We start from the raw sequence: 21142 nt of genomic DNA on the forward strand, positions 1-21142 counted from the left end.
GAGTGCGACCCAGCGGTGTTTTCTCGTACTGTTCCGAGATCGAACCGGAACCCCCGTACGAAGGGCGCGCTTCATGACCGAGAGCACAGGAGCCCGCGGCAGCACGGCACTGGCCGATGAACCGGCCCAGGGTCCGATGGTGCGGGTGGAGGGCCTGCACCGTTCGTACGGATCCGGTGCCGCGGCCGTCCACGCGCTGCGGGGTGTCTCCTTCGAGATAGGTCGCGGGGAGTTGGTGGCGCTCAAGGGCAGATCAGGTTCGGGCAAGACGACCCTGCTCAATCTGGTCGGCGGCCTCGACTCCCCCGACGAGGGACGCATCGTCGTCGACGGGATCGAACTGGCGGGACTGGGCGAGAAGCAGCTCCTGGAGCTGCGTCGTGATCGCATCGGGTTCGTGTTCCAGGCGTTCGGACTGATCCCGATCCTGTCGGCCGCCGAGAACGTGGGCGTGCCGATGCGGCTGCGCAAGACGCGCCAGCGCGAGCGGGAGGACCGGGTTCAGCTGTTGCTCTCGCTGGTGGGCCTCGCGGACCACGCCGCCCAACGCCCCGGGGAGCTCTCCGGCGGGCAGCAGCAGCGCGTGGCCATCGCCCGTGCACTGGCCAATCGACCCGCCCTGCTGATCGCCGACGAGCCCACCGGCCAGTTGGACGCCGACACGGGGCTCGCCGTGATGGAACTGCTGCGGGCAGTGGTGCGGGGCGAGGGTGTGACCGCCCTGGTGGCCACCCATGACGCACAGTTGTTGGGGTTGGCGGACCGGGTGATCGAACTCAGTGACGGAGAGATCACCGAGGGCTGACCCGGTGTGATGTCCGTAGTCCCACCGGGCGCGTAGTCCCACCGGGCGGGGCCGGGCAGGCGGGGCCGCGCAGGTGGAGCCTGGCAGGGCGGCGGGCACGAGCGGGGCCAGGGACGGTCGGTCACGGGCCCACGGGATGCGCGGTGCACCCGGGGTCGGGCGGGAACGGGGTCTGCGCGAACCGTCGACCACGGATGCGGCGCAGCGTCCCCACCGCATCAGAATCACGTCAAATCCGCCGCTCAGGCACCCCCCTGGCCCGAAATGCCCGATTCCACCGCCGTATGGTCATGACAGCGCACCCAGCTGTTTCTGAAAGACAATGAGGCCATGGCACGCGGCAAGCTCAGGATCTATCTCGGCGCGGCACCGGGCGTCGGCAAGACCTACGCCATGCTGTCCGAGGCCCATCGCCGGGTCGAGCGCGGCACGGACTGCGTGGTGGCCTTCGTGGAGCACCACGACCGTCCCCGTACCGAGGTCATGCTGCACGGGCTGGAGCAGGTCCAGCGCCGGCAGATCGAGTACCGGGGATCCGTCTTCACCGAGATGGACGTCGACGCCGTACTGGAGCGGTCGCCGGCGGTGGCCCTGGTGGACGAGTTGGCGCACACCAACGTGCCCGGATCCCGTCACGCCAAGCGCTGGCAGGACGTCCAGGAGCTGCTGGTCGCGGGCATCGATGTCATCACGACGGTGAACATCCAACACTTCGAGTCGCTCGGCGATGTCGTCGAGTCGATAACCGGGGTGCGCCAGCGGGAGACCGTGCCCGACGAGGTGGTGCGCCGGGCGGAGCAGATCGAGCTGGTGGACATGACACCCCAGGCGCTCAGGCGGCGGATGGCGCACGGCAACATCTACACCTCGGACAAGGTCGACGCGGCCCTGTCCAACTACTTCCGCCCCGGCAATCTGACGGCCCTGCGGGAGCTGGCCCTCCTCTGGGTGGCGGACCGGGTCGACGAGTACCTCCAGCAGTACCGCGGCGAACACAACATCCGCTCCACCTGGCAGGCCCGGGAGCGCATCGTGGTGGGGCTCACCGGCGGGCCGGAGGGCCGCACCCTGATCCGTCGGGCGGCCCGGATGGCGGCCAAGGGCTCGGGCAGCGAGATCCTGGCGGTCTACATCGCCCGCAGCGACGGTCTGACCTCGGCGTCGCCCAAGGAACTGGCGGTGCAGCGGACCCTGGTCGAAGACCTCGGCGGAACGTTCCACCACGTCATAGGTGACGACATTCCGGTCTCCCTGCTGGAGTTCGCCCGTGGCGTCAACGGCACCCAGATCGTCCTGGGGTCCAGCCGCCGCAAGGCGTGGCAGTACATCTTCGGCCCCGGAGTCGGCGCCACCGTCGCCCGCGACTCGGGGCCCGACCTCGACGTCCACATCGTCACCCATGACGAGGCGGGCAAGGGGCGCGGGTTGCCCGTAGCCCGTGGGGCACGGCTGGGCCGTACCAGGATCATCGCGGGCTGGCTGGTGGGAGTGGTCGCCCCAATCCTGCTGTCACTGCTGCTCACGGCCATGGGTGACTCGCTGGGGCTCGCCAACGACGTGCTGCTCTTCCTCTTCCTGACCGTGCTGTCGGCGCTCCTCGGCGGTCTGTTGCCCGCCCTCGCCTCCGCTGCGGTGGGTTCCCTGTTGTTGAACTTCTACTTCACTCCCCCGGTGCGCACCCTGACCGTCTACGACCCCAAGAACATCGTGGCCATCGTGATCTTCTTCGCGGTGGCGGTCGCGGTGGCGTCCGTGGTCGATCTGGCGGCCCGCCGGACCCATCAGGCGGCCAGGCTGCGCGCCGAGTCGGAGATCCTCTCCTTCCTCGCCGGCAGTGTGCTGCGCGGCGAGACCACCTTGGACGCCCTGCTCCAAAGGGTCAGGGAGACGTTCGGCATGGAGTCGGTCGCCCTGCTGGAGCGCGCGGGGGACATCGACCCATGGACGATCGCCGGCAGTGTGGGACCCCGCTGTGTCGTGCGCCCGGAGGACGCCGACGTGGACATGCCGGTGGGCGACCACATGGCACTCGCGCTCTCGGGCCGGGTGCTGCCCGCCGAGGACCGTAGGGTCCTGGCCGCGTTCGCCGCCCAGGCCGCGGTCGTCCTCGACCGGGAGCGGCTGGTCGACGAGGCGGAGGAGGCGCGGGCGCTCGCGGAGGGCAACCGCATCCGTACGGCGCTGCTCGCCGCGGTCAGCCATGATCTGCGCACTCCCCTGGCGGCCATCAAGGCGGCGGTGACCTCGCTGCGGTCGGACGACGTGGCCTGGTCCGACGACGACGAGGCGGAGTTGTTGGCCGGCATCGAGGACGGCGCCGACCGGTTGGACCACCTCGTCGGCAATCTGCTGGACATGTCCCGGCTCCAGACCGGCACGGTGACCCCACTGATCCGGGTGACCGATCTGGACGAGGTGGTGCCGATGGCTCTGGTGTCGGTGCCGGTGGAGAGCGTGGAGCTGGACATTCCGGAGTCGCTGCCGATGGTGGCCGTCGACCGGGGGCTGCTGGAGCGTGCCGTCGCCAACATCGTGGAGAACGCGGTCAAGTACAGCCCCCTCGACACGGCCGTCACGGTGGCCGCGAGCGCACTGGGCGACAGGGTGGAGGTACGGGTGGCCGATCGTGGCCCCGGGGTTCCGGACGAGGAGAAGGAACGGATCTTCGAACCGTTCCAGCGGTACGGGGACGCTCCGCGCGGCGCCGGGGTGGGTCTTGGCCTCGCCGTCGCCCGGGGGTTCACCGAGGCGATGGGCGGCACCCTGACCGCGGAGGACACACCCGGCGGTGGCATGACCATGGTCCTCACGCTGAAGGCCGCCCCCGGGCTGGAACCGGTGAGCGGTGACCTGCCCGCCCAGGTCACCTCATGAACGCTCCGGGCGGACGCACGGTGGAAGCAGCGGGCGGACGCACGGTGGAAGCAGCGGTCGGTGTCGTGCCTGCACGACACCCGGCCCCCGACGGGACGACAGTCGCTCAGTCGACGATGCAGAAAGGCAGGCCCGCCATGACCAGGGTGCTGGTAGTCGACGACGAGCCGCAGATCGTTCGAGCGCTCGTGATCAACCTCAAGGCGCGCAAGTACGAGGTGGATGCCGCACCGGACGGTGCCACCGCCCTGGAGCTGGCCGCCGCGCGCCACCCGGACGTGGTCGTGCTCGACCTGGGCCTGCCCGACATGGACGGTGTCGAGGTGATCCGCGGACTGCGGGGGTGGACGCGCGTACCGATCCTGGTGCTCTCCGCCCGGCAGACCTCGGACGAGAAGGTCGAGGCGCTCGACGCGGGCGCCGACGACTATGTGACCAAGCCCTTCGGCATGGACGAGCTACTGGCACGGCTGCGGGCAGCGGTGCGGCGGGCGGAGCCGGTCGGCGGTGGGGACGACGACGTGGTGGTCGTGGAGACCGAGGGGTTCACGGTCGACCTGGCGGCCAAGAAGGTCCACCGGGACGGACGCGATGTCCGACTGACCCCGACCGAGTGGCATCTGCTGGAGGTCCTGGTGCGCAACACCGGCCGGCTGGTCAGCCAGAAGCAGCTGTTGCAGGAGGTGTGGGGGCCTTCGTACGGGACCGAGACCAACTACCTGCGCGTCTACATGGCGCAGCTGCGGCGCAAGCTGGAGGCTGACCCCTCGCATCCGCGCCATTTCGTCACCGAGCCTGGCATGGGATACCGGTTCGAGCGATTCTGAGCGGGTCGCGTGCGCTCGGGGCCGCATACGGCCTTCGGATCGGCCCGGGGCGCCACCGGGGCGGCCGGGCGCAGCCGTACAGTCGTGGATGACGTCCTCGGCGTCCTCCTTCCGTGGGGAACGGGTCGGTGTCGTCCCTCACCGTCCGGTCGGGGTCCCGGGAAGGTGTCGGCAGTGGCCGGTACGCTTGCTCCATGAGTGCAACACCCCGCTCGGAGAGTGGTTCAGCGAAGGACGGCAGAGCCGCGAGGCCGACCGGTCGCTTTCGCCGCATGCTCGACCGGCTTTCCAGCTCACAGCAGGACCTGGAGTCCGAGGAGCTGCGGGAGGACGCCCAGGCGTCGGGGTGCGTTCGCATAGCCGAGTGCGGTGACCGGCAGATCGTCAGGGTCACTGGTACGTTGCGCACGGTCACCTTCAGGCCACGTGCGGGGGTGCCCGCCCTGGAGGCGGAGCTCTTCGACGGCAGCGCTCCGCTGGATGTCGTCTGGCTCGGTCGCCGCGCGATCGTCGGCATCGAGCCCGGCCGCAGGCTCATAGCGTCCGGCAGGATCTCGATGAGCCACGGCCGCCGTGTGCTGTTCAATCCCAAATACGAACTCCGACCACTCGGACAGGAGTAGCCGGTGACGTCTCTCGACAAACCGACCACCACGAACGACCCGCAGCAGGACGACGACTCCAAAGCAGTCACGGAGGCGGCGCTCTCCGAGGCGTTCGGTGGCGTTCGGGGCATGGTGGAGACCGTTCTGCCCGGACTGTTGTTCGTCACGATCTACACGATCAATAGGGATCTCCATGTCTCCGCCATCGCGGCGCTGACGGTCTCCCTTTTGTTGGTGGGAGTGCGACTGGTGCGCAAGGACACCGTGAAGCACGCGTTCAGCGGTGTCTTCGGGGTGGCCTTCGGCGTCGTCTTCGCGATGATGACGGGCAATGCCAAGGACTTCTATCTGCCCGGAATGCTCTACACGCTGGGCACCGCACTCGCCTACATCATCACCACCTTGTGCGGTGTGCCGCTGGTGGGATTGATCCTGGGGCCCATCTTCAAGGAGAACCTCTCCTGGCGGACCCGCAACCCCGGCCGCAAGAAGGCTTATGCCAAGGCGAGTTGGGCCTGGGGTCTGATCTTCCTCGCCAAGTGCGCCATCCTCTTCCCGCTCTACTGGTGGGCGGACACCACCCAACTGGGCTGGGTCCTGGTGGCGCTGAAGATCCCACCACTGCTGCTGGCCGTCTATCTGACCTGGCTGTTCCTGGCGAAGGCTCCCCCGCCGATCGATGTCTTCGCCGAGATGGAGGAGCAGGAGCGCGCCGAGAAGGAGCGCAAGGCGGCGGCTGCTCAGCGGCCCGAGGTATAGGACGAGGTATAGGACGCACTTCAGGTGCCCGGTCCCTGTGGGATCGGGCACCTCGTCGTTCGCCGCGCCCTCTCGTGAGGATCGCCGCGACTGCCAGGGCTTGTGCGGCCACGGCCGAAAGAGCTTGCGTGACGGGTTTGCCTGACGGGCTTGCGTGACGCCGACCCGCAAGCCGCTCATCAGCCGGTTTCGTTGGCCGATCCACTTCCCTCCGATCACGATCTCATCAATTCCTACGCAACAATCGCCACTTCAGACGCACCTTCTGAAAGCATCCGAAAGTAGAAAAGGCTTTCAGGGGGCCTACACCTTTACCGGTCTCACCGGGCGAGGGCTGGCGCAGCAGGGGGATTGTCGTGGCGGGGTTTCTGTTCCTGCGCGCCCGGGGGCATCGACTGCTCCTGGCGGCGGCGCTCCTCGCCATCCTGCTCACGACCTCGGTACTCGCCGCACTGGCCGCCTTCGCGGGATCCGTGTCGGACGCCGGACTGCGCCACGCCCTACAGACCAGGGACGCATCCGCTGCGGCCTTGGTCATCACCACGGAGAACTCCGAGTTGGACCGGGTGGAGGCGGCGCGGGACGCCCAACGCGGCGCGCGACTCGCCTTCGACGGCCTCCCCGTCACCCTGCGCACGTTCGAACGTTCGGGTCCGTACGCCCTGCCCCGGGCGCTCCAGTCACCCACCGCACGCAAGGGCGAACCGGACCTCACCCTCTTCGCCGCCGTCGACCGCTCGCACGTCCGTCTGTCGGCGGGGACCTGGCCGGCGCCGGGGACCGGCAAGGTGATTCCGGTCGCGCTGCCCGAGGCCGCGGCCAAGCAGCTCAAGCTCGCTCCGGGGCCACGGGTCCTCACGGTCACCGACCGGATGGGCGGCCCACCCGTACGGATCAAGGTCACCGGCACCTATCGGCCGCTGGACCGCAGCGCCTCCTACTGGCAGCTCGACGAACTGAACGGCCGGGGGGTCAAGAAGGACGTCTTCACCACGTACGGTCCGCTGCTCGTCGACCCCAGCGGCTTCGCCGCGGGCGGTATCCGCCCCGGTGGGCTGGCCTGGATCGCCACGGCCGACTTCGGCGGATTGGACGCGGAGCGGATCGACGACCTGCGCAGCGCCGCCGGGAAGAGCCAGCAACTGCTGTCCGCCCAACCCGCGCTGACGACCGGCGTCGTCGCCCGTACCTCGCTGCCGAGCGTGCTCGACCAGTTGGAACGAGCGCTCCTGGTGTCCCGCGCAACACTGTTGCTGGTCTCCCTGCAACTGGTCCTGCTCGCCGGATACACCCTGCTGCTCGTCGCCCGACTGCTGGGCCAGGAACGGGACAGCGAGACCCGGGTGCTGGTGGCGCGTGGGGCCTCCCGACGCAGGCTCGGCGCCCTCGCCGCCCTGGAAGCACTGCTGCTGGCCCTGCCGGCCGCCGTCTGTGCTCCGTTGCTCGCCGGCCCGCTGACCCGACTGCTCGCCGGCCACGGTCTGCTGGCCAGGATCGGGCTCCGGGACGAACTGGGCGACACCGGACCGACACCACAGCTGTGGCTCATCGGTGCCGCGGTCGCGCTGGCGTGTGCGACAGCGGTGACGATCCCCGCCCTCAGCGCCGCCCGAGCCGCCCGCGGCAGGGCCAGGACGCTGCCGGGACCACTGCGGGCCGGTGCCGATGTCGCCCTGCTCGCGGTCGCGGCGGTCGCCTACTGGCAGTTGGACCGACGCACCCTCGGCAGCGGTGCGCTCAGCGGCGACCGCGAAGGCCGGCTCGGCATCGATCCCCTGCTCGTGGTGGCCCCGGCGCTGGCGCTGCTCGCCGGTACGGTGCTGACCCTGCGGCTCCTGCCGCCGGCCGCACGGCTCGCCGAGCGCCGCGCCGCACGCGGGAAGGGGCTGACCGCCTCCCTGGCCGGCTGGCAGTTCAGCCGTCGCCCCATGCGCGGTGCGGGCCCCGTCCTGCTCCTGGTGCTCTCGGTCGCCATGGGCATGCTGGCGATCGGACAGGGCGCGTCGTGGGACCGCTCGCAGGACGATCAGGCGGACTTCCGCACGGGCGCTCCGATCCGGGTGCTCAGCGGTGGCAGCGCTCCCCCCATGGGCCAGGGCGGCCAGTACGACGAACTGCCCGGCTCTCCCGCGGTGGCTCCCGGGACCCGTACGGAGGTCAGCCTCTCCGGCGGGCGGCGGGCCACGGTGCTGGCGCTCGACACGGTTGCCGCGACCGAGGGGATCCAGCTCCGCAGCGATCTGGCGGAGGGCGGCGCGTGGCGGCTGCTGGAGATGCTCAAGCCGCACGAGGACGCCCGTCCGGGGGTGGAACTGCCCGAGGACATCGCCCGGTTGGAGTTCGATCTGACGCTGCACCGGCCGTCGAAGGGCGGGCCCGAGGAGCAGCACGAGGAGCCGGCCCTCACCTTCACCGTCGAGGACCGCTACGGAGTGTCGTACCGCCTGCCGCTCACCGCTCCCCCGGCCGACGGCAAGGCGCACCGGGTCTCCCTCGACCTCGCCATGGCGGCGGGGGCTCCGTCGGGGAAGCCGGCCGCGCCCTTGGCGCTGACCGACATCGAGGTCTTCGAACCCGGGGCGCTGACCCGGATCGTCCCCAAGCGGTTGACGTTCGGTGCGTTCCACGCGGTCACCGCGGATGGCGTGTCCCGCCCTGTCGCCCTGCCGTCGGGGCCCGTGTGGTCGGTCCGTGCGGTCCCCAGCGTGGAGGTCGACCCGGCGAACGACGCGGAGGCAGCGCCCGCCGTCACCTCGGTGCGTTCGACGTCTCGGCAACCGCTCGACATCCGCTACCACACGGGGAAGATCGCGGCCTACGACCCCTGGGGCTCGGATATGACGGCCACCTTGCGGATCACCGTCAAACGGGAGGCGCCGGAGGTGGTCCCCGCCCTGGTGACCGAGGGCTTCCTCCGGGCCAGCGGCGCCAAGATCGGCGCGACGGTCGAACTGCCGTTGGCCGGCGGCCAGGTCAAGGTGCGGCTCGCCGGGGTGCTGGGTGCCATACCGACGACCGGACAGGACAAGGTCGCCGTGAGCACGGACGGGGGCGCGGACGCCGCATCGACAGCGAAGGCGGACGGGGGCGCGATGTTGATCGATCTGCGGGCCGTCAACCGGGCGCTGGCCACCCGTCCCGACGCCGCGATGCCGCCTTCCGAGTGGTGGTTGTTCCCTCGGCAGGGGCAGGCGGCCGAGGTCGCCGCACAGGTGCGCGAACGCGCCGATCTGGAACCGAGTCAGGTCCAGGTGCGGGACGAGGTGGCCGCGGCCCTGCATGACGATCCGCTCGGCGCGGGCCCCCAGTCGGCGCTCCTGGCGGCGACCCTCGCCGCCGCCGCACTCGCCGCCGTCGGCTTCGCGGTGTCCGCGGCGGGGGCGGTGCGCGAGCGCTCCCGTGAGTTCGCCGTCCTCCGGGCGCTGGGTGCGCCACGACGCCAGTTGGCCAGACTGCTGGCCCTGGAGCAGTCACTCCTCCTCGGCATCGCGCTGGTGATCGGGACCGCGCTGGGAGCGGCGCTGACCCGTGCGGTCGTTCCGCTGATCGTCCTGACGGGTCAGGCCACCCAGCCGATTCCGTCGGTGATCGTGGAACTGCCGGCCGACCGGGTGTGGTTGCTCCTGGCCGCCGTGGCCGCCGCGCCCGTCGCCATCGTGGTGGCACTGTCGCTGCGGCGCGGTGAGTCGACCGTGGTGCTGCGCACGCAAGGAGGCGAATGACGGTGTCGCGCGTGAGCAGTGATCCGGGGGCTCCGATGCATCGGATGCCGCCGATGCGCAGACGAGAACGGCCGGCCGATCGGTCCGTACGACCGGCCATCGGTTGCACGACGGTCTGCTCCGGGTCGAGGAACCGGAGCAGACCGCACCCCGCTGGGGAGTCATGGAGCCGACTCGGGTCGGGGGCGGCGAACTGCGCCCCTCCCCCGTCGCACCGCCCGCTCGTGGCGTTCATCGGTTCATCCGCCCGAGGAGGCATGGAGTGAGGGCCGTCGCCCCGTGGGTCCGTACCCGGTTGCGCACCTCGCCCGGTGCGGCCGTCGCGCTGTTGGTGCTCGTCCTCGTCACCTCGTTCCTCGCCGCGGCCTTTCCCCGTGCGGTGGACGGGTACGAGAGCGACGGGCTGCGCCAGGAGATCAGCGCGGCATCACCGGACCGCAGCGTCATCCAGTTCACCGAGGGCCCGGCCGAGGAGTTCACCGACACCTCCGACGATCCGGAGGCCGATGCGGCCTACCGGCTGCGGCCGGAACGGCTGACGAAGGCGTACCGGGCGATCCTGTCCGCCCTCCCCGGACCACTGCGCGCCAATGTCGACCAGTCGGCGTACGGAGTGCGGAGCGTGGAGCCGGAGCGGGCCGGCGATGCCTGGCTGCCGGAACTCGACGGCGGCCGTCCCGCCTTCACCTTCAGTACGCAGGCCGGGCTCGGCGATCACTCAACACTGCTGAAGGGGCGGCTCCCGAGGGCGGGGAAGGGCTCGGGCACGGTGGAGGGCGCGGTCACCGCGGCCACCGCGGCGGCCCTGCGGATCACGGTGGGGGCGACCGTGCACGCCGGTCCCATAACGGTCCGGGTGACCGGAATCGTCACGCCACGCAACCCCCAACTGGGCTACTGGTCCACCGAGCCGGTGCTGCGCACCCCGACCCTCCTCTACGTCGGACAGCCGGTGCCCATGCCCTACTGGCACGGTGCGCTCCTGCTCGACCCCGGTTCGGCCGAAGCGTTGTTGGCCCTGCCGAACGCGCCCGAGCCCTACTGGCGGATCGCCCCGGACCCCTCGGGCCTTGACATCGCCGACCTGTCGGAGCTGAGGGATTCCGTCGCCAGCGCCGAGGGCGGCCCCCTCCGTACCGAACTGCGTGATTCCGTCTCGCCCGAGTTGGACGCCGGAACGACCCTGGACGAACTCCTGCTGGGATTCGACGACATCCGGGCCGCCATCGGGCCGGTGGTCGCGGTCGCGGCGTTCGGTGCCGGCAGCGTCGCCTTCGTCGTCCTCCTGATGGCCGGAGGGCTGGCCGTCGCCCGACGGAACCGGGAACTCGCCCTCGTACGGGCTCGTGGTGGCTCGCTGCCCGGTCTCTTCTCAAGGCTGCTGCGGGAGACCGCGGTGGTGGCGCTGCCCGCAGCCGCGGGCGGATGTGCCCTGGCGCTGGTCGCCGTACCGCACGGAGCGTTGCTGCCCTCTCTGCTGGCTTCGGGCGTCGTCGCCCTCGTCGCCTGCACCGCGCTGCCCGCACGGGCCGCCTTCGCGCACCGTAGGGCGCGGCTCGACGGCGGACGGGACGACGTGACCCACCACAGGCCATCACGCCGCCGGGTGGTGGCCGAGGTGACCCTGCTGACGTTGGCGGTGGGCGCGGTGGTCGCGCTGCGCCGCCGGGGCACCGCGCCGGGCGCGGCGGACGAACTGGTCAGCGCCGCACCGGTGCTGGTGGCCGTGGTGGCGGCACTCCTCCTCGTCCGGCTCTATCCGCTTCCCCTGCGGCTGCTGACGCTGCCGATGGCCCGTCGGCGAGGAGTGGTCGGATTCCTCTCGCTGGCCCGCGCCGGCCGGTCCCCGGCGACCACGGTCCTACCGCTGCTGGCACTGCTGGTGGCACTCACGACGGCCGCCTTCGGGGGCTCGGTGCTCTCCGGTGTGGACGGGGCGCGCGATCGGGCCGCCCTGGTCACGGTCGGGGCCGACGCCCGGATCGCCGCGCTGGACGGCCTGCCGGACTCGCTGGCCCAGCAGGTGCGGAAGGTCCCGGGCGTCCAGGAGGTCGTGCCGATCTTCCTGGAGACCGAGTTGGACCTCCGGGACACCGGGACGCGCAATGTGACGCTGGTGGCCGTCGAGCCGGACGCCTATGCCCGACTGGCCCGGGCCACGCAGTTGGGTGAGTTCGGCGCGGGCCGGCTGCGCGGCGGATCGGATGCGGTGCCGGCCCTGGTGACACCCGCGGTCGCCGAGCGGCTCGGGGACACCGAGGCCCTGATCGGACCGGCCGGGGCGATGTTCACGGTCCGTACCGTCGGAGTGCTGGAGACGACACCGGCCGTGCCCGTGGGCGACTTCGTCCTCGTCGACGCCTCACGGGTGCCGAACCGGGCCACGACGGCGCTGCTGCTGACGGGCCAGGACATCTCGCCGGCCGGGCTGAGGTCCGCCGTGCGGGCAGCCGGCGGCGATCCGGTCGTCGCGCTGCGTTCCGAAGTGCGGGCGGGCCTGACCGAGTCGCCCGTCCAGAGTGGGGCCGAACGGATCTATGTGGTGGCTGCCGCGACCGGAGCGGGGTACGCCGTGCTTGCCCTGCTGCTGTCGCTGCTCCAGGCGGCGCCCGAACGCACCGCCCTGCTCGCCCGGTTGCGCACCATGGGGCTGACCCGTGGGCAGAGCAGACGACTGTTGGTGCTGGAGAGCCTGCCGCAGACCCTCCTGGCCGCGTCCGGTGGCGCTCTGGTGGGCTGGGGTGCGATCCAGCTACTGGCCCCCGGGATCGACCTCGGGCGCCTCTCACTGGGGTCGCAGAGCGGGTTCGCCACCTTGGGGGCGGTGCGGCTGGCCCCCGACCCGGCGAGTCTGCTGCTGCCCGCGTTCGCCGTGGTGGTGATCGCGGTCGGCGTCTGCGCGGTGCAGGCATGGGTGGCGACGCGGCGTACGACGACGACCGAACTCAGGGTGGGAGACACACGATGACCGAAGCTGCTTCCCCTACATGCACTGCTTCCGGTGCTTCTGCTCCTTCTGCTGCTTCCGGTGCTTCTGCTGCTTCCGCGCTACAGGAGCTGGAGCGTCGAGCGGCGGCCCGTCGCGAGAGCCCCGGGTTCGGCCATGACGCGCTGATCGCCTGCGACCGCCTGGTACGGGTCTTCGCCACCGACGGGGTCGAGGTGCAGGCCCTCCAGGGCCTTGACCTGCTGGTGCGCGAGGGCGAACTGATGGCCCTGGTCGGTGCGTCGGGAAGCGGCAAGTCGACCTTGATGAACATCCTCGCGGGGCTCGACGAGCCGACCGCGGGGGCGGCGAAGGTCGCCGGCAGCGATCTGCTCGGGATGAGCGCCAAGGAGCGGCTGCGCTACCGGCGCGAGGTGGTGGGCTTCGTCTGGCAGCAGACGGCCCGCAATCTGCTCCCGTATCTCACGGCGGCGCAGAACGTGGTCCTGCCGATGCAGCTGCGGGGTCGTACGAAGAAGAAGGCCGAGCGGGCCGAGGCGCTGCTCGCACTGCTCGACGTCGCCGACTGTCGCGATCGGCGCCCCCAGCAGATGTCGGGTGGTCAACAACAACGGGTGGCGATCGCGGTGGCCCTGGCGAACGAGCCGTCCGTGCTGCTGGCGGACGAGCCCACGGGCGAGCTGGACTCCCAGACCGCGGAGCAGATCTTCGCCGCGTTCCGCACGGCCAACGAGGAGCTGGGGACGACGATCGTGATCGTCACCCATGACCAGGCCGTCGCCAGCGAGGTCAAGCGGACGGTGGCCATCCGCGACGGGCGGACCTCCACCGAGATCCTGCGGCACACCGAGGTGGACGGGGCGACCGGCGAGGAGTCGGTGGTGGCCAGGGAGTACGCCATGTTGGACCGGGCCGGCCGGCTCCAGCTCCCCGCGGAGTACACACAGGCATTGGGCATGCGGGACCGGGTGCTGCTGGAGCTGGAGCCGGACCACATCCAGATCTGGCCGGACGGTCCTCGGGAGGAGTGACGTACGCGGGGGATCGAAGTGCCAGGGGGCTCGATCGGCTACCCCGCGTAGACGGTGATGGTTCGCCTTCCGTAAGAAAGGCAAACCATCACCGATTCAGCGACTACATCTCGCGGCGGACCTGGAGCAGGTCCTCCAACTGCTCCTCGCGCGCCTGCGCGGCCACGAACAACAGTTCGTCACCGGCTTCGAGGGTCTCTTCCGGGCTGGGGGTGAGCACCCGTGAGCCACGGATGATCGTCACCAGCGAGGTGTCCTCTGGCCAGTCCACATCGCCGACCTGGGTTCCCGCCACGGCCGACTCGGGCGGCAGGGTCAACTCCACCAGGTTGGCGTCACCGTGGCTGAAGCGCAGCAGCCGGACCAGATCGCCGACGCTCACCGCCTCCTCCACCAGTGCCGACATCAACCGTGGCGTCGAAACGGCCACGTCCACGCCCCAGGACTCGTTGAACAGCCACTCGTTCTTGGGGTTGTTGACCCGGGCGACCACCCGCGGGACTGCGTACTCGGTCTTCGCCAACAGCGACACGACCAGATTGACCTTGTCGTCGCCGGTGGCCGCGATCACGACGTTGCACCGCTGGAGCGCGGCCTCATCGAGTGAGGTGATCTCGCACGCGTCGGCCAGCAGCCATTCGGCCTGCGGCACCCGCTCCACGGAGATCGCCGTGGGTGCCTTGTCGACGAGCAGCACCTCGTGGCCGTTCTCCAGCAACTCCCCGGCGATGGAACGCCCCACCGCACCTGCGCCCGCGATAGCGACCCGCATCAGTGTTCGCCCTCCTCGGGGCCTTCGGCGAAGGCCGCCTCGACCTTCTCGATCTCGTCCGTGCGCATCATGACGTGGACGAGGTCGCCTTCCTGGATCACCGTCTGCGAGGTCGGCAGGACCGCCTCCCCCAGCCGGGTGAGAAAGGCCACCCGCACACCCGTCTCGTCCTGGAGCCGGCTGACCTTCTGTCCGATCCAGGAGGGTGCGGTGTGGACCTCGGCGAGTTGCACCCCGCCGCTGGGGTCACGCCACAGGGGCTCGGCGCCGGACGGCAGGAGTCGGCGCAGCATCTGGTCGGCGGTCCAACGGACCGTGGCGACGGTGGGAATGCCGAGGCGCTGGTACACCTCGGCCCGGCGCGGGTCGTAGATACGGGCGGCGACATGGTCGATGCCGAACATCTCGCGCGCCACCCGGGCGGCGATGATGTTGGAGTTGTCGCCACTGCTGACGGCGGCGAAGGCTCCCGCGTCCTCGATGCCCGCCTCACGCAGGGTGTCCTGGTCGAACCCGACTCCGGTGACGCGCCGGCCGCCGAATCCGGAGCCGAGACGGCGGAAGGCCGTGGGGTCCCGGTCGATGACGGCGACCGTGTGCCCCTGCTTCTCCAGGGTTTGGGCAAGAGCGGCTCCCACTCGCCCGCACCCCATGATGACGATGTGCACGACCGTCCTTCCGGCTGCCACCTCAGTGGCGTTCTTTGCTCAGTATTTAACGGTTGAAGCAGTGCTGTGGCTTAAAGGGTCTCAGACCTTGGCTCAAGCTACACACGCACCGTAAGCCCTGGGGCACCAGGTATCCGGGGGGAAGGATGCATTCCATGGGGGGACTGGGGTGGTGGGTGGGCCTGGCCCATATCGAACGCTTACGATCCTCTCCGTGTCCAAACTGACCGACCTGCCCAAGCGGATTCTGATTGGCAGGGCGCTGCGGAGCGACCGCCTCGGGGAAACGCTCCTTCCCAAGCGCATCGCGCTCCCGGTCTTCGCCTCCGACCCGCTGTCATCAGTGGCCTATGCACCTGGTGAGGTGCTCCTGGTGCTCTCGGTCGCAGGTTTCTCCGCCTACCACTTCAGCCCCTGGATCGCCCTCGCGGTCGTGGTGCTGATGTTCACGGTGGTCGCGTCCTACCGACAGAACGTGCACGCCTACCCCAGCGGCGGCGGCGACTACGAGGTGGCCACCACGAACCTCGGGCGCAGGGCCGGACTGACGGTGGCGAGTGCGCTGCTCGTCGACTACGTCCTCACCGTGGCGGTCTCCATCTCGTCGGGTGTGGAGAACCTGGGCTCCGCGATCCCGTTCGTGGTGGAGAACAAGGTCCTGTGCGCCGTGATCGTCATCGGGCTGCTGACGGTCATGAACCTGCGCGGCGTGCGGGAGTCCGGAAAGCTCTTCGCGATTCCGACGTACGTCTTCGTCACCGGCGTCTTCATCATGATCGCGTGGGGGGCGTACAAGGGGCTGGTCCTCGACGACACCATGCGTGCGCCGACCGCGGGACTGGAGATCAAGGCCGAGGACGAGGGGTTGGCCGGATTCGCCCTGGTCTTCCTGCTGCTGAGGGCCTTCTCCTCCGGCTGTGCGGCGCTCACCGGTGTCGAGGCCATCAGCAATGGCGTACCGGCCTTCCGAAAGCCGAAGTCACGCAACGCAGCCAGCACCCTCGCCCTGATGGGCGCCCTGGCGGTCACCATGTTCTGCGGGATCATCGGGCTGGCGATGGCCACGGACGTCAAGATGGCCGAGAACCCGGCCGTGGATCTGCTGCGCAACGGCGTGGCGGTCGGGGACGGCTTCGTGCAGGATCCGGTGATCTCCCAGGTCGCGGCGGCGGTGTTCGGTGACGGGACCTTCCTCTTCGTCCTGCTGGCCGCGGCGACCGCGCTCGTCCTGTTCCTGGCCGCGAACACCGCGTACAACGGTTTCCCGCTGCTCGGCTCGATACTGGCGCAGGACCGCTATCTCCCCCGCCAACTACACACCCGCGGCGACCGGCTCGCGTTCTCCAACGGCATCGTGATGCTCGCAGGCGCCGCGGCCATGCTCGTCGTCATCTACGGCGCCGACTCGACCCGGCTGATCCAGCTGTACATCGTCGGTGTCTTCGTCTCCTTCACGCTCAGCCAGATCGGCATGGTCCGACACTGGAACCGCCATCTGCGCACCGAACGCAATCCGGCCAAGCGCCGCCATATGGTCCGCTCCCGGGCCATCAACGGCTTCGGCGCCTTCTTCACCGGTCTGGTCCTCGTCGTGGTGCTCGCGACCAAGTTCACCCACGGCGCCTGGGTGGCGCTCCTCGGCATGGTGATCTTCTACGCGGTGATGAGCGCGGTCCGACGGCACTACGACCGCGTTTCGGCCGAGCTCGCGGCATCCGACGAGCCGAGCGACGACAGCGTGCGGCCGTCGCGGGTGCACGCCATCGTGCTCGTCTCGAAGGTCCACAAGCCCACCCTGCGAGCCCTCGCCTACGCCAAGCTGATGCGCGTGGACAAGCTGGAGGCCGTCAGCATCAACGTGGACACGACCGAGACCCGGGCCCTCCTGGCGGAGTGGGAGCGCCGCAACATCAATGTGCCGCTGAAGATCCTCGACTCCCCCTACCGGGAGATCACCCGCCCGGTGATCGAATACGTCAAGGGGCTGCGGAAGGAGAGCCCGCGGGACGTGGTCAGCGTGGTCATCCCGGAGTACGTGGTGGGCCACTGGTACGAACACCTCCTGCACAACCAGAGCGCCCTGCGGCTCAAGGGGCGGCTGCTCTTCACCCCCGGGGTCATGGTGACGTCGGTGCCGTTCCAGCTGGTGTCGTCGGAGGCGGCCCGCAAGCGGGCGCGCAAGCGGCAGGAGTGGAGCGCGCCGGGCGCCGTACGCCGGGGCATCGTGGACGACCGCCCGAAGGCACCCGCCCCCCACCACGGAGACGAGTGAGGCAGAAGGCCCGGCTCACCGGCGTAGACTGGTGGGCTGCCCCGCCCTTCGCAGGGCCATCCGCCCCCGCGCGCACCGGCCGCGCCGGTCCGCACCTCGCACCACATCGAACTCTGGAGTCACCCCACCATGCAGAACGCATCCGATTCTTCGCTGGTCGGGGACGAGTACGAGGTCGAGATCGGTCCCGTGGCCCACGGCGGCCACTGCATCGCCCGCACCGAGGACGGCCGGGTGTTGTTCGTCCGGCACACGCTGCCGGGCGAACGGGTGATCGCCAAGGTCACCGAGGGCGAGGAGGACTCGCGTTTCCTGCGGGCCGACGCGGTCCGGATCATCGAGGCCGCCAAGGACCGGGTGGAGGCGCCCTGCCCGTTCTCGGGGCCCGGCAAGTGCGGCGGCTGCGACTGGCAGCACGCGAAGCCGGGCGCCCAGCGACGGTTCAAGGGCGAGGTGATCGCGGAGCAGCTGCTGAGGCTCGCGGGCCTGACCCCCGAGGAAGCCGGCTGGGACGGCACCGTGGCCCCCGCCCCGGGCGACAAGCTCCCCCCGGGCGAGGTCCCCGCCTGGCGCACCCGAGTGCAGTACGCCGTGGACGCGGACGGTCGCGCCGGCCTGCGTCGCCACCGCTCCCATGACGTGGAGCCGATCGACCACTGCGCGATTGCAGCCCCCGGGGTCACGGAACTGGGCATCGAGAAGCGCAGCTGGCCGCAGATGGAGTCGGTCGAGGCGATCGCCGCGACGGGTTCCCACGACCGCCAGGTCATCCTCACCCCGGCACCCGGCGGCCGTCTTCCCCTGGTCGAGCTGGACAAGCCCGTATCGGTGATGCGGGTCGACGAACGCGACGGCGGGGTGCACCGGGTCCACGGCCGCGCCTTCGTCCGCGAACGCGCGGACGGCCGCACCTACCGCGTCGGCGCGGGCGGCTTCTGGCAGGTCCACCCGCAGGCGGCCGACGTCCTGGTGAAGGCCGTAATGCAGGGCCTGATGCCCCGCAAGGGCGAAACGGCACTGGACCTGTACTGCGGGGTCGGCCTGTTCGCCGGCGCGATCGCGGAGCGCCTCGGCGAACGCGGCGCGGTGCTGGGCATCGAGTCCTCCAAGCGCGCGGTCGAGGACGCCCGACACAACCTCCGCGACCTGGAACGCGTCCGCATCGAACAGGGCAAGGTCGACCAGGTGCTCCCCCGCACCGGCATCACCGAAGCCGACCTGATCGTCCTGGACCCGCCCCGCGCGGGCGCCGGCAAGCAGACGGTCCGCCGCCTGGCCGCCCTGGGCGCCCGCCGCATCGCCTATGTGGCCTGCGACCCGGCAGCCCTGGCCCGGGACCTGAAGTACTTCAGCGAGGCGGGATACAAGCCGCGGACGCTGCGGGCGTTCGATCTCTTTCCGATGACGCACCACGTGGAGTGCGTGGCGATTCTGGAGCCGGTGAAGAAGGACGCCTGAGCTGGGGTTTTACGGGTGCGCATAATGTGCGGTGTGGGCGATACGGGCGATATCGTGACGCTGATTTAGCGATCGTGACGCTCATTTGACGCTCATTGATCATGGTCTGGCACGGCTTCGAGCTGCGGGTTTCCGCCACCAAGGGTGAGTGCGACCTTGGTGAAACAGCTTCGCCGGGCGGTCTTTCACGGCCGGCAACCACCTTCCGGTTCGCCTTCGTGGGACCTCCTACGCGTCGCGCCGCGAAAGGGCCGCCCGCAATGGCCCTGGGGCGGCGTCATCCCCGCACCCGCCGCGGCGGCTACAGGTCCTGGCTCGGCGTCCGGGCCATCAGGGGGCTCGCGTTCCCCGGTTTCGTTCGACCCAGCGTGTGTAGTCGGCTTGCTGCGCTGCCCGTTGTTGTGGTGTGTAGCCGTGAGCGGCATCGAGTGCGTCCGACACCTGGTCGATCACGGAGGTGTCACCGTCGGCGGACCAGAAGAAGGAGCCGGTGCGGCGCACCAGGACGTCCGCGACGGTCATGGCCATCTCGCGGTGCACGGAGTGCTCGATCTCCGCCCGTGTGAGGACGGAGTCGCCGATGGTGATCCCGTCCTCGTGGTCCCGGGCCACGGCATCGCAGAGCGCGGTGGCGTTGCCGCCGTAGCGGCGCAACCACCGTTCTCCGGTCCGTGGTGCGACGGAGGTCGAGGCAAGCTGCCGGCGCAGCTGTGACGCATGGAGTGGGGCGGATAGTGGGGTACGCGTTGCTCGTCACCGTCGCTGTCGAAGCAGCGGGGCCGCGTCGTCGACGGCCGCACACATGACCCGGCGAACCGCCCGCACGGATGGGCGGTCCGCGTTCACTGGAACGGTCGGCTCACCGTGCCGCGCGGCCCGGCGGGCGCAGTAGAACGGGCAGGGCGAGGACATCATTGCCGATGAACGACGGCTGGGGGTCCGGAGCGTTCCCCTCGTCCGCGAGCGCGATGTCCGGGAATCGGTCGAAGAGGGCGGGCAGCGCTATGGCGGCTTCAAGCCGGGCGAGCGGGGCGCCGAGACAGTAGTGGATGCCGTGCCCGAAGGCCATATGGTCCCTGTCCACTCGGTCGATCTCGAAGCCGTGCGCGGCGTCATGGAACGCCGGGTCCCGACCGTGCGCCCCGAACCCGATGAGAATGGCCTCCCCGGCCGTTATGGTGACGCCCTCGCCGAGATCGATGTCACGGATCGCGAACCGCAGCGGAAGATGGACGACCGGCGGATGGAGCCGCAGGGTCTCCTCGACGACTTCGGCCCAGCGGGCGGGCTCGGCCAGGGTCGCGCTCAGCTGCTGACGGTGGGTGAGAAGCGCCCGGACGGCGTTCCCGATCAGCGCGATCGTGGTCTGGCTTCCGGCGCCGATCATCAGGACCAGGGTGGAGATCAGCTCCGTCTCGGTGAGCCGGTCCCCCTCATGGGCGGTGAGCAGCAGACTGGTCATGTCATCGCCGGGCTCCCGCCGCTTCGCCTCCACGAGACGGTTCATGACGGTGATCAGCTCGCCCGTGATCCGTGCCGACTCCTCCTGGGGGACATCGGTGGCCAGGATCGCGTCGACGGCGGCGAGCATGGCGGGGCGCTGGTCCTCGGGGACTCCGAAGAGATCGCAGATCACACGGGTCGGCACCCCGTGCGCAAAGTGCGCCCGCAGATCCACTGGCGCGCCGTCCTCCAGAGCCTCCAGACCGTCCAGGAGGTCGGTGACGGTGGACTCGATCGAGGGCCGCAGGGACTCCATGCGCCGCGGTGTGAAAGCGGGGCCGATCAGCCTCCGTAACCGGGTGTGCTCGGCCCCCTCGGAGGTGGCCATGGAGCGGACGTCGACCCAGGGGGAGAGCCAGGGGACGGCGCCCGGCTGGTAGCCGGTCCAGGTGTCACGGGCGTCCCTGGTGACATCGGGATGGGTGACCAGCCGCCTGATGACATCGCCGCGCGTGACGGACCAGGCGATGACGTTCTGGGGCAGCCGGACCCGCACGGCGGGCCCGGTGGCGCGGAGTTCCTCGATCTGCTCGTACAGCCGGTCACCTCCGTCGCTGTCGAGGACCGGGATGGCAACCTCGTGGTTGGTGGTCATGGAACACCTCCGGTCACGCGGGGGCGGCCCTTCGGCGGGAGCGGCCACGACGGTGCGGTCTCCCGGGCGGCGGGTCGCGCCGGTGCGTGGATGGATGAACTTCGCGGCACCGACGGGGAATCGGTATCGGGATTGTGCTGCGCCAGCGCAGGATCGCAAAGATGGAAATCAGCCCCTTGTCTGGTTTCTGGGCCGATTTCAGGATTGCTCGAACATGTGCACGCCCACCGATGGGCGCGGTTCGCGGAGACGGTGTGGGGAGAGCCACCTTCGGGGAACGCAGTGCCCGCACAGTGTTCGACAT

At 70.2% G+C, this 21142-nt stretch carries 14 protein-coding genes; 10 read left to right on the forward strand and 4 right to left on the reverse strand.

The features are described 5' to 3' along the window. Nucleotides 1-73: 73 nt before the first annotated feature. The 8 genes from ACFXJL_RS16575 to ACFXJL_RS16610 all read left to right on the forward strand — a co-directional run bounded on the left by ACFXJL_RS16575 (nucleotide 74) and on the right by ACFXJL_RS16610 (nucleotide 13570). Complete coding sequence (locus ACFXJL_RS16575) at nucleotides 74-805, forward strand: ABC transporter ATP-binding protein (RefSeq protein ID WP_384632998.1); 732 nt, start codon at nucleotides 74-76, stop codon at nucleotides 803-805. A gap of 330 nt (nucleotides 806-1135) precedes the next feature. Next, nucleotides 1136-3679 carry an ATP-binding protein gene (locus ACFXJL_RS16580; RefSeq protein WP_358880334.1) on the forward strand — a complete coding sequence of 848 codons (2544 nt, stop codon included), beginning with the start codon at nucleotides 1136-1138 and terminating at the stop codon, nucleotides 3677-3679. A 137-nt stretch (nucleotides 3680-3816) separates the two neighbouring features. Beyond that, nucleotides 3817-4506, forward strand: a complete 690-nt coding sequence (locus ACFXJL_RS16585) for a response regulator (protein ID WP_329024270.1) — start codon at nucleotides 3817-3819, stop codon at nucleotides 4504-4506. 194 nt (nucleotides 4507-4700) lie between these two features. Continuing rightward, nucleotides 4701-5129 (forward strand): OB-fold nucleic acid binding domain-containing protein, encoded by a 429-nt coding sequence (locus tag ACFXJL_RS16590; protein ID WP_383535821.1) that lies wholly within the window; start codon nucleotides 4701-4703, stop codon nucleotides 5127-5129. A gap of 3 nt (nucleotides 5130-5132) precedes the next feature. Then, complete coding sequence (locus ACFXJL_RS16595; protein ID WP_384692932.1) at nucleotides 5133-5870, forward strand: DUF3159 domain-containing protein; 738 nt, start codon at nucleotides 5133-5135, stop codon at nucleotides 5868-5870. Nucleotides 5871-6226: 356 nt separating this feature from the next. Then, nucleotides 6227-9592 carry an FtsX-like permease family protein gene (locus ACFXJL_RS16600; RefSeq protein ID WP_384692935.1) on the forward strand — a complete coding sequence of 1122 codons (3366 nt, stop codon included), beginning with the start codon at nucleotides 6227-6229 and terminating at the stop codon, nucleotides 9590-9592. 262 nt (nucleotides 9593-9854) lie between these two features. Beyond that, a complete protein-coding gene (locus tag ACFXJL_RS16605; protein WP_384692937.1) occupies nucleotides 9855-12560 on the forward strand; it encodes an FtsX-like permease family protein in 2706 nt (901 codons plus the stop codon). Then, the gene (locus ACFXJL_RS16610; protein ID WP_384692940.1) at nucleotides 12557-13570 is read left to right on the forward strand and encodes an ABC transporter ATP-binding protein; all 1014 of its coding nucleotides are present in this window, start codon (nucleotides 12557-12559) and stop codon (nucleotides 13568-13570) included. The genes ACFXJL_RS16605 and ACFXJL_RS16610 overlap by 4 nt, the downstream gene beginning before the upstream one ends. Nucleotides 13571-13673: 103 nt before the next feature. Here the strand turns inward: ACFXJL_RS16610 and ACFXJL_RS16615 are convergent, their stop codons facing one another. Continuing rightward, complete coding sequence (locus ACFXJL_RS16615) at nucleotides 13674-14342, reverse strand: TrkA family potassium uptake protein (RefSeq protein ID WP_329024256.1); 669 nt, start codon at nucleotides 14340-14342, stop codon at nucleotides 13674-13676. After that, entirely contained in the window at nucleotides 14342-15010 is a 669-nt protein-coding gene (locus tag ACFXJL_RS16620) for a TrkA family potassium uptake protein (protein WP_329024254.1), read from the reverse strand. The genes ACFXJL_RS16615 and ACFXJL_RS16620 overlap by 1 nt, the downstream gene beginning before the upstream one ends. Nucleotides 15011-15224: 214 nt before the next feature. On the opposite strand from ACFXJL_RS16620, the gene ACFXJL_RS16625 reads away from it, so the two are divergent. Beyond that, entirely contained in the window at nucleotides 15225-17282 is a 2058-nt protein-coding gene (locus ACFXJL_RS16625; protein WP_358880340.1) for an APC family permease, read from the forward strand. A gap of 129 nt (nucleotides 17283-17411) precedes the next feature. Continuing rightward, nucleotides 17412-18740: a class I SAM-dependent RNA methyltransferase gene (locus ACFXJL_RS16630; protein WP_358880341.1), complete on the forward strand. Its 1329-nt coding sequence runs from the start codon at nucleotides 17412-17414 to the stop codon at nucleotides 18738-18740. Between the two features lie 330 nt (nucleotides 18741-19070). On the opposite strand, the gene ACFXJL_RS16635 is transcribed toward ACFXJL_RS16630, so the two are convergent. Beyond that, nucleotides 19071-19448: a glycerol-3-phosphate dehydrogenase C-terminal domain-containing protein gene (locus ACFXJL_RS16635; protein ID WP_384693272.1), complete on the reverse strand. Its 378-nt coding sequence runs from the start codon at nucleotides 19446-19448 to the stop codon at nucleotides 19071-19073. A gap of 151 nt (nucleotides 19449-19599) precedes the next feature. Beyond that, nucleotides 19600-20838 carry a cytochrome P450 gene (locus ACFXJL_RS16640; protein WP_358880349.1) on the reverse strand — a complete coding sequence of 413 codons (1239 nt, stop codon included), beginning with the start codon at nucleotides 20836-20838 and terminating at the stop codon, nucleotides 19600-19602. Nucleotides 20839-21142: the final 304 nt, after the last annotated feature.

Source organism: Streptomyces sp. NPDC059256, assembly GCF_042753785.1.
In the GTDB taxonomy this organism is placed as follows: domain Bacteria; phylum Actinomycetota; class Actinomycetes; order Streptomycetales; family Streptomycetaceae; genus Streptomyces.

Coding starts and splice junctions, on each gene's coding strand:
- ACFXJL_RS16575 (WP_384632998.1), top strand. CDS start 74: ATGACCGAGAGCACAGGAGCCCGCGGCAGCACGGCACTGGCCGATGAA.
- ACFXJL_RS16580 (WP_358880334.1), top strand. CDS start 1,136: ATGGCACGCGGCAAGCTCAGGATCTATCTCGGCGCGGCACCGGGCGTC.
- ACFXJL_RS16585 (WP_329024270.1), top strand. CDS start 3,817: ATGACCAGGGTGCTGGTAGTCGACGACGAGCCGCAGATCGTTCGAGCG.
- ACFXJL_RS16590 (WP_383535821.1), top strand. CDS start 4,701: ATGAGTGCAACACCCCGCTCGGAGAGTGGTTCAGCGAAGGACGGCAGA.
- ACFXJL_RS16610 (WP_384692940.1), top strand. CDS start 12,557: ATGACCGAAGCTGCTTCCCCTACATGCACTGCTTCCGGTGCTTCTGCT.
- ACFXJL_RS16615 (WP_329024256.1), bottom strand. CDS start 14,342: ATGCGGGTCGCTATCGCGGGCGCAGGTGCGGTGGGGCGTTCCATCGCC.
- ACFXJL_RS16630 (WP_358880341.1), top strand. CDS start 17,412: ATGCAGAACGCATCCGATTCTTCGCTGGTCGGGGACGAGTACGAGGTC.
- ACFXJL_RS16640 (WP_358880349.1), bottom strand. CDS start 20,838: ATGACCACCAACCACGAGGTTGCCATCCCGGTCCTCGACAGCGACGGA.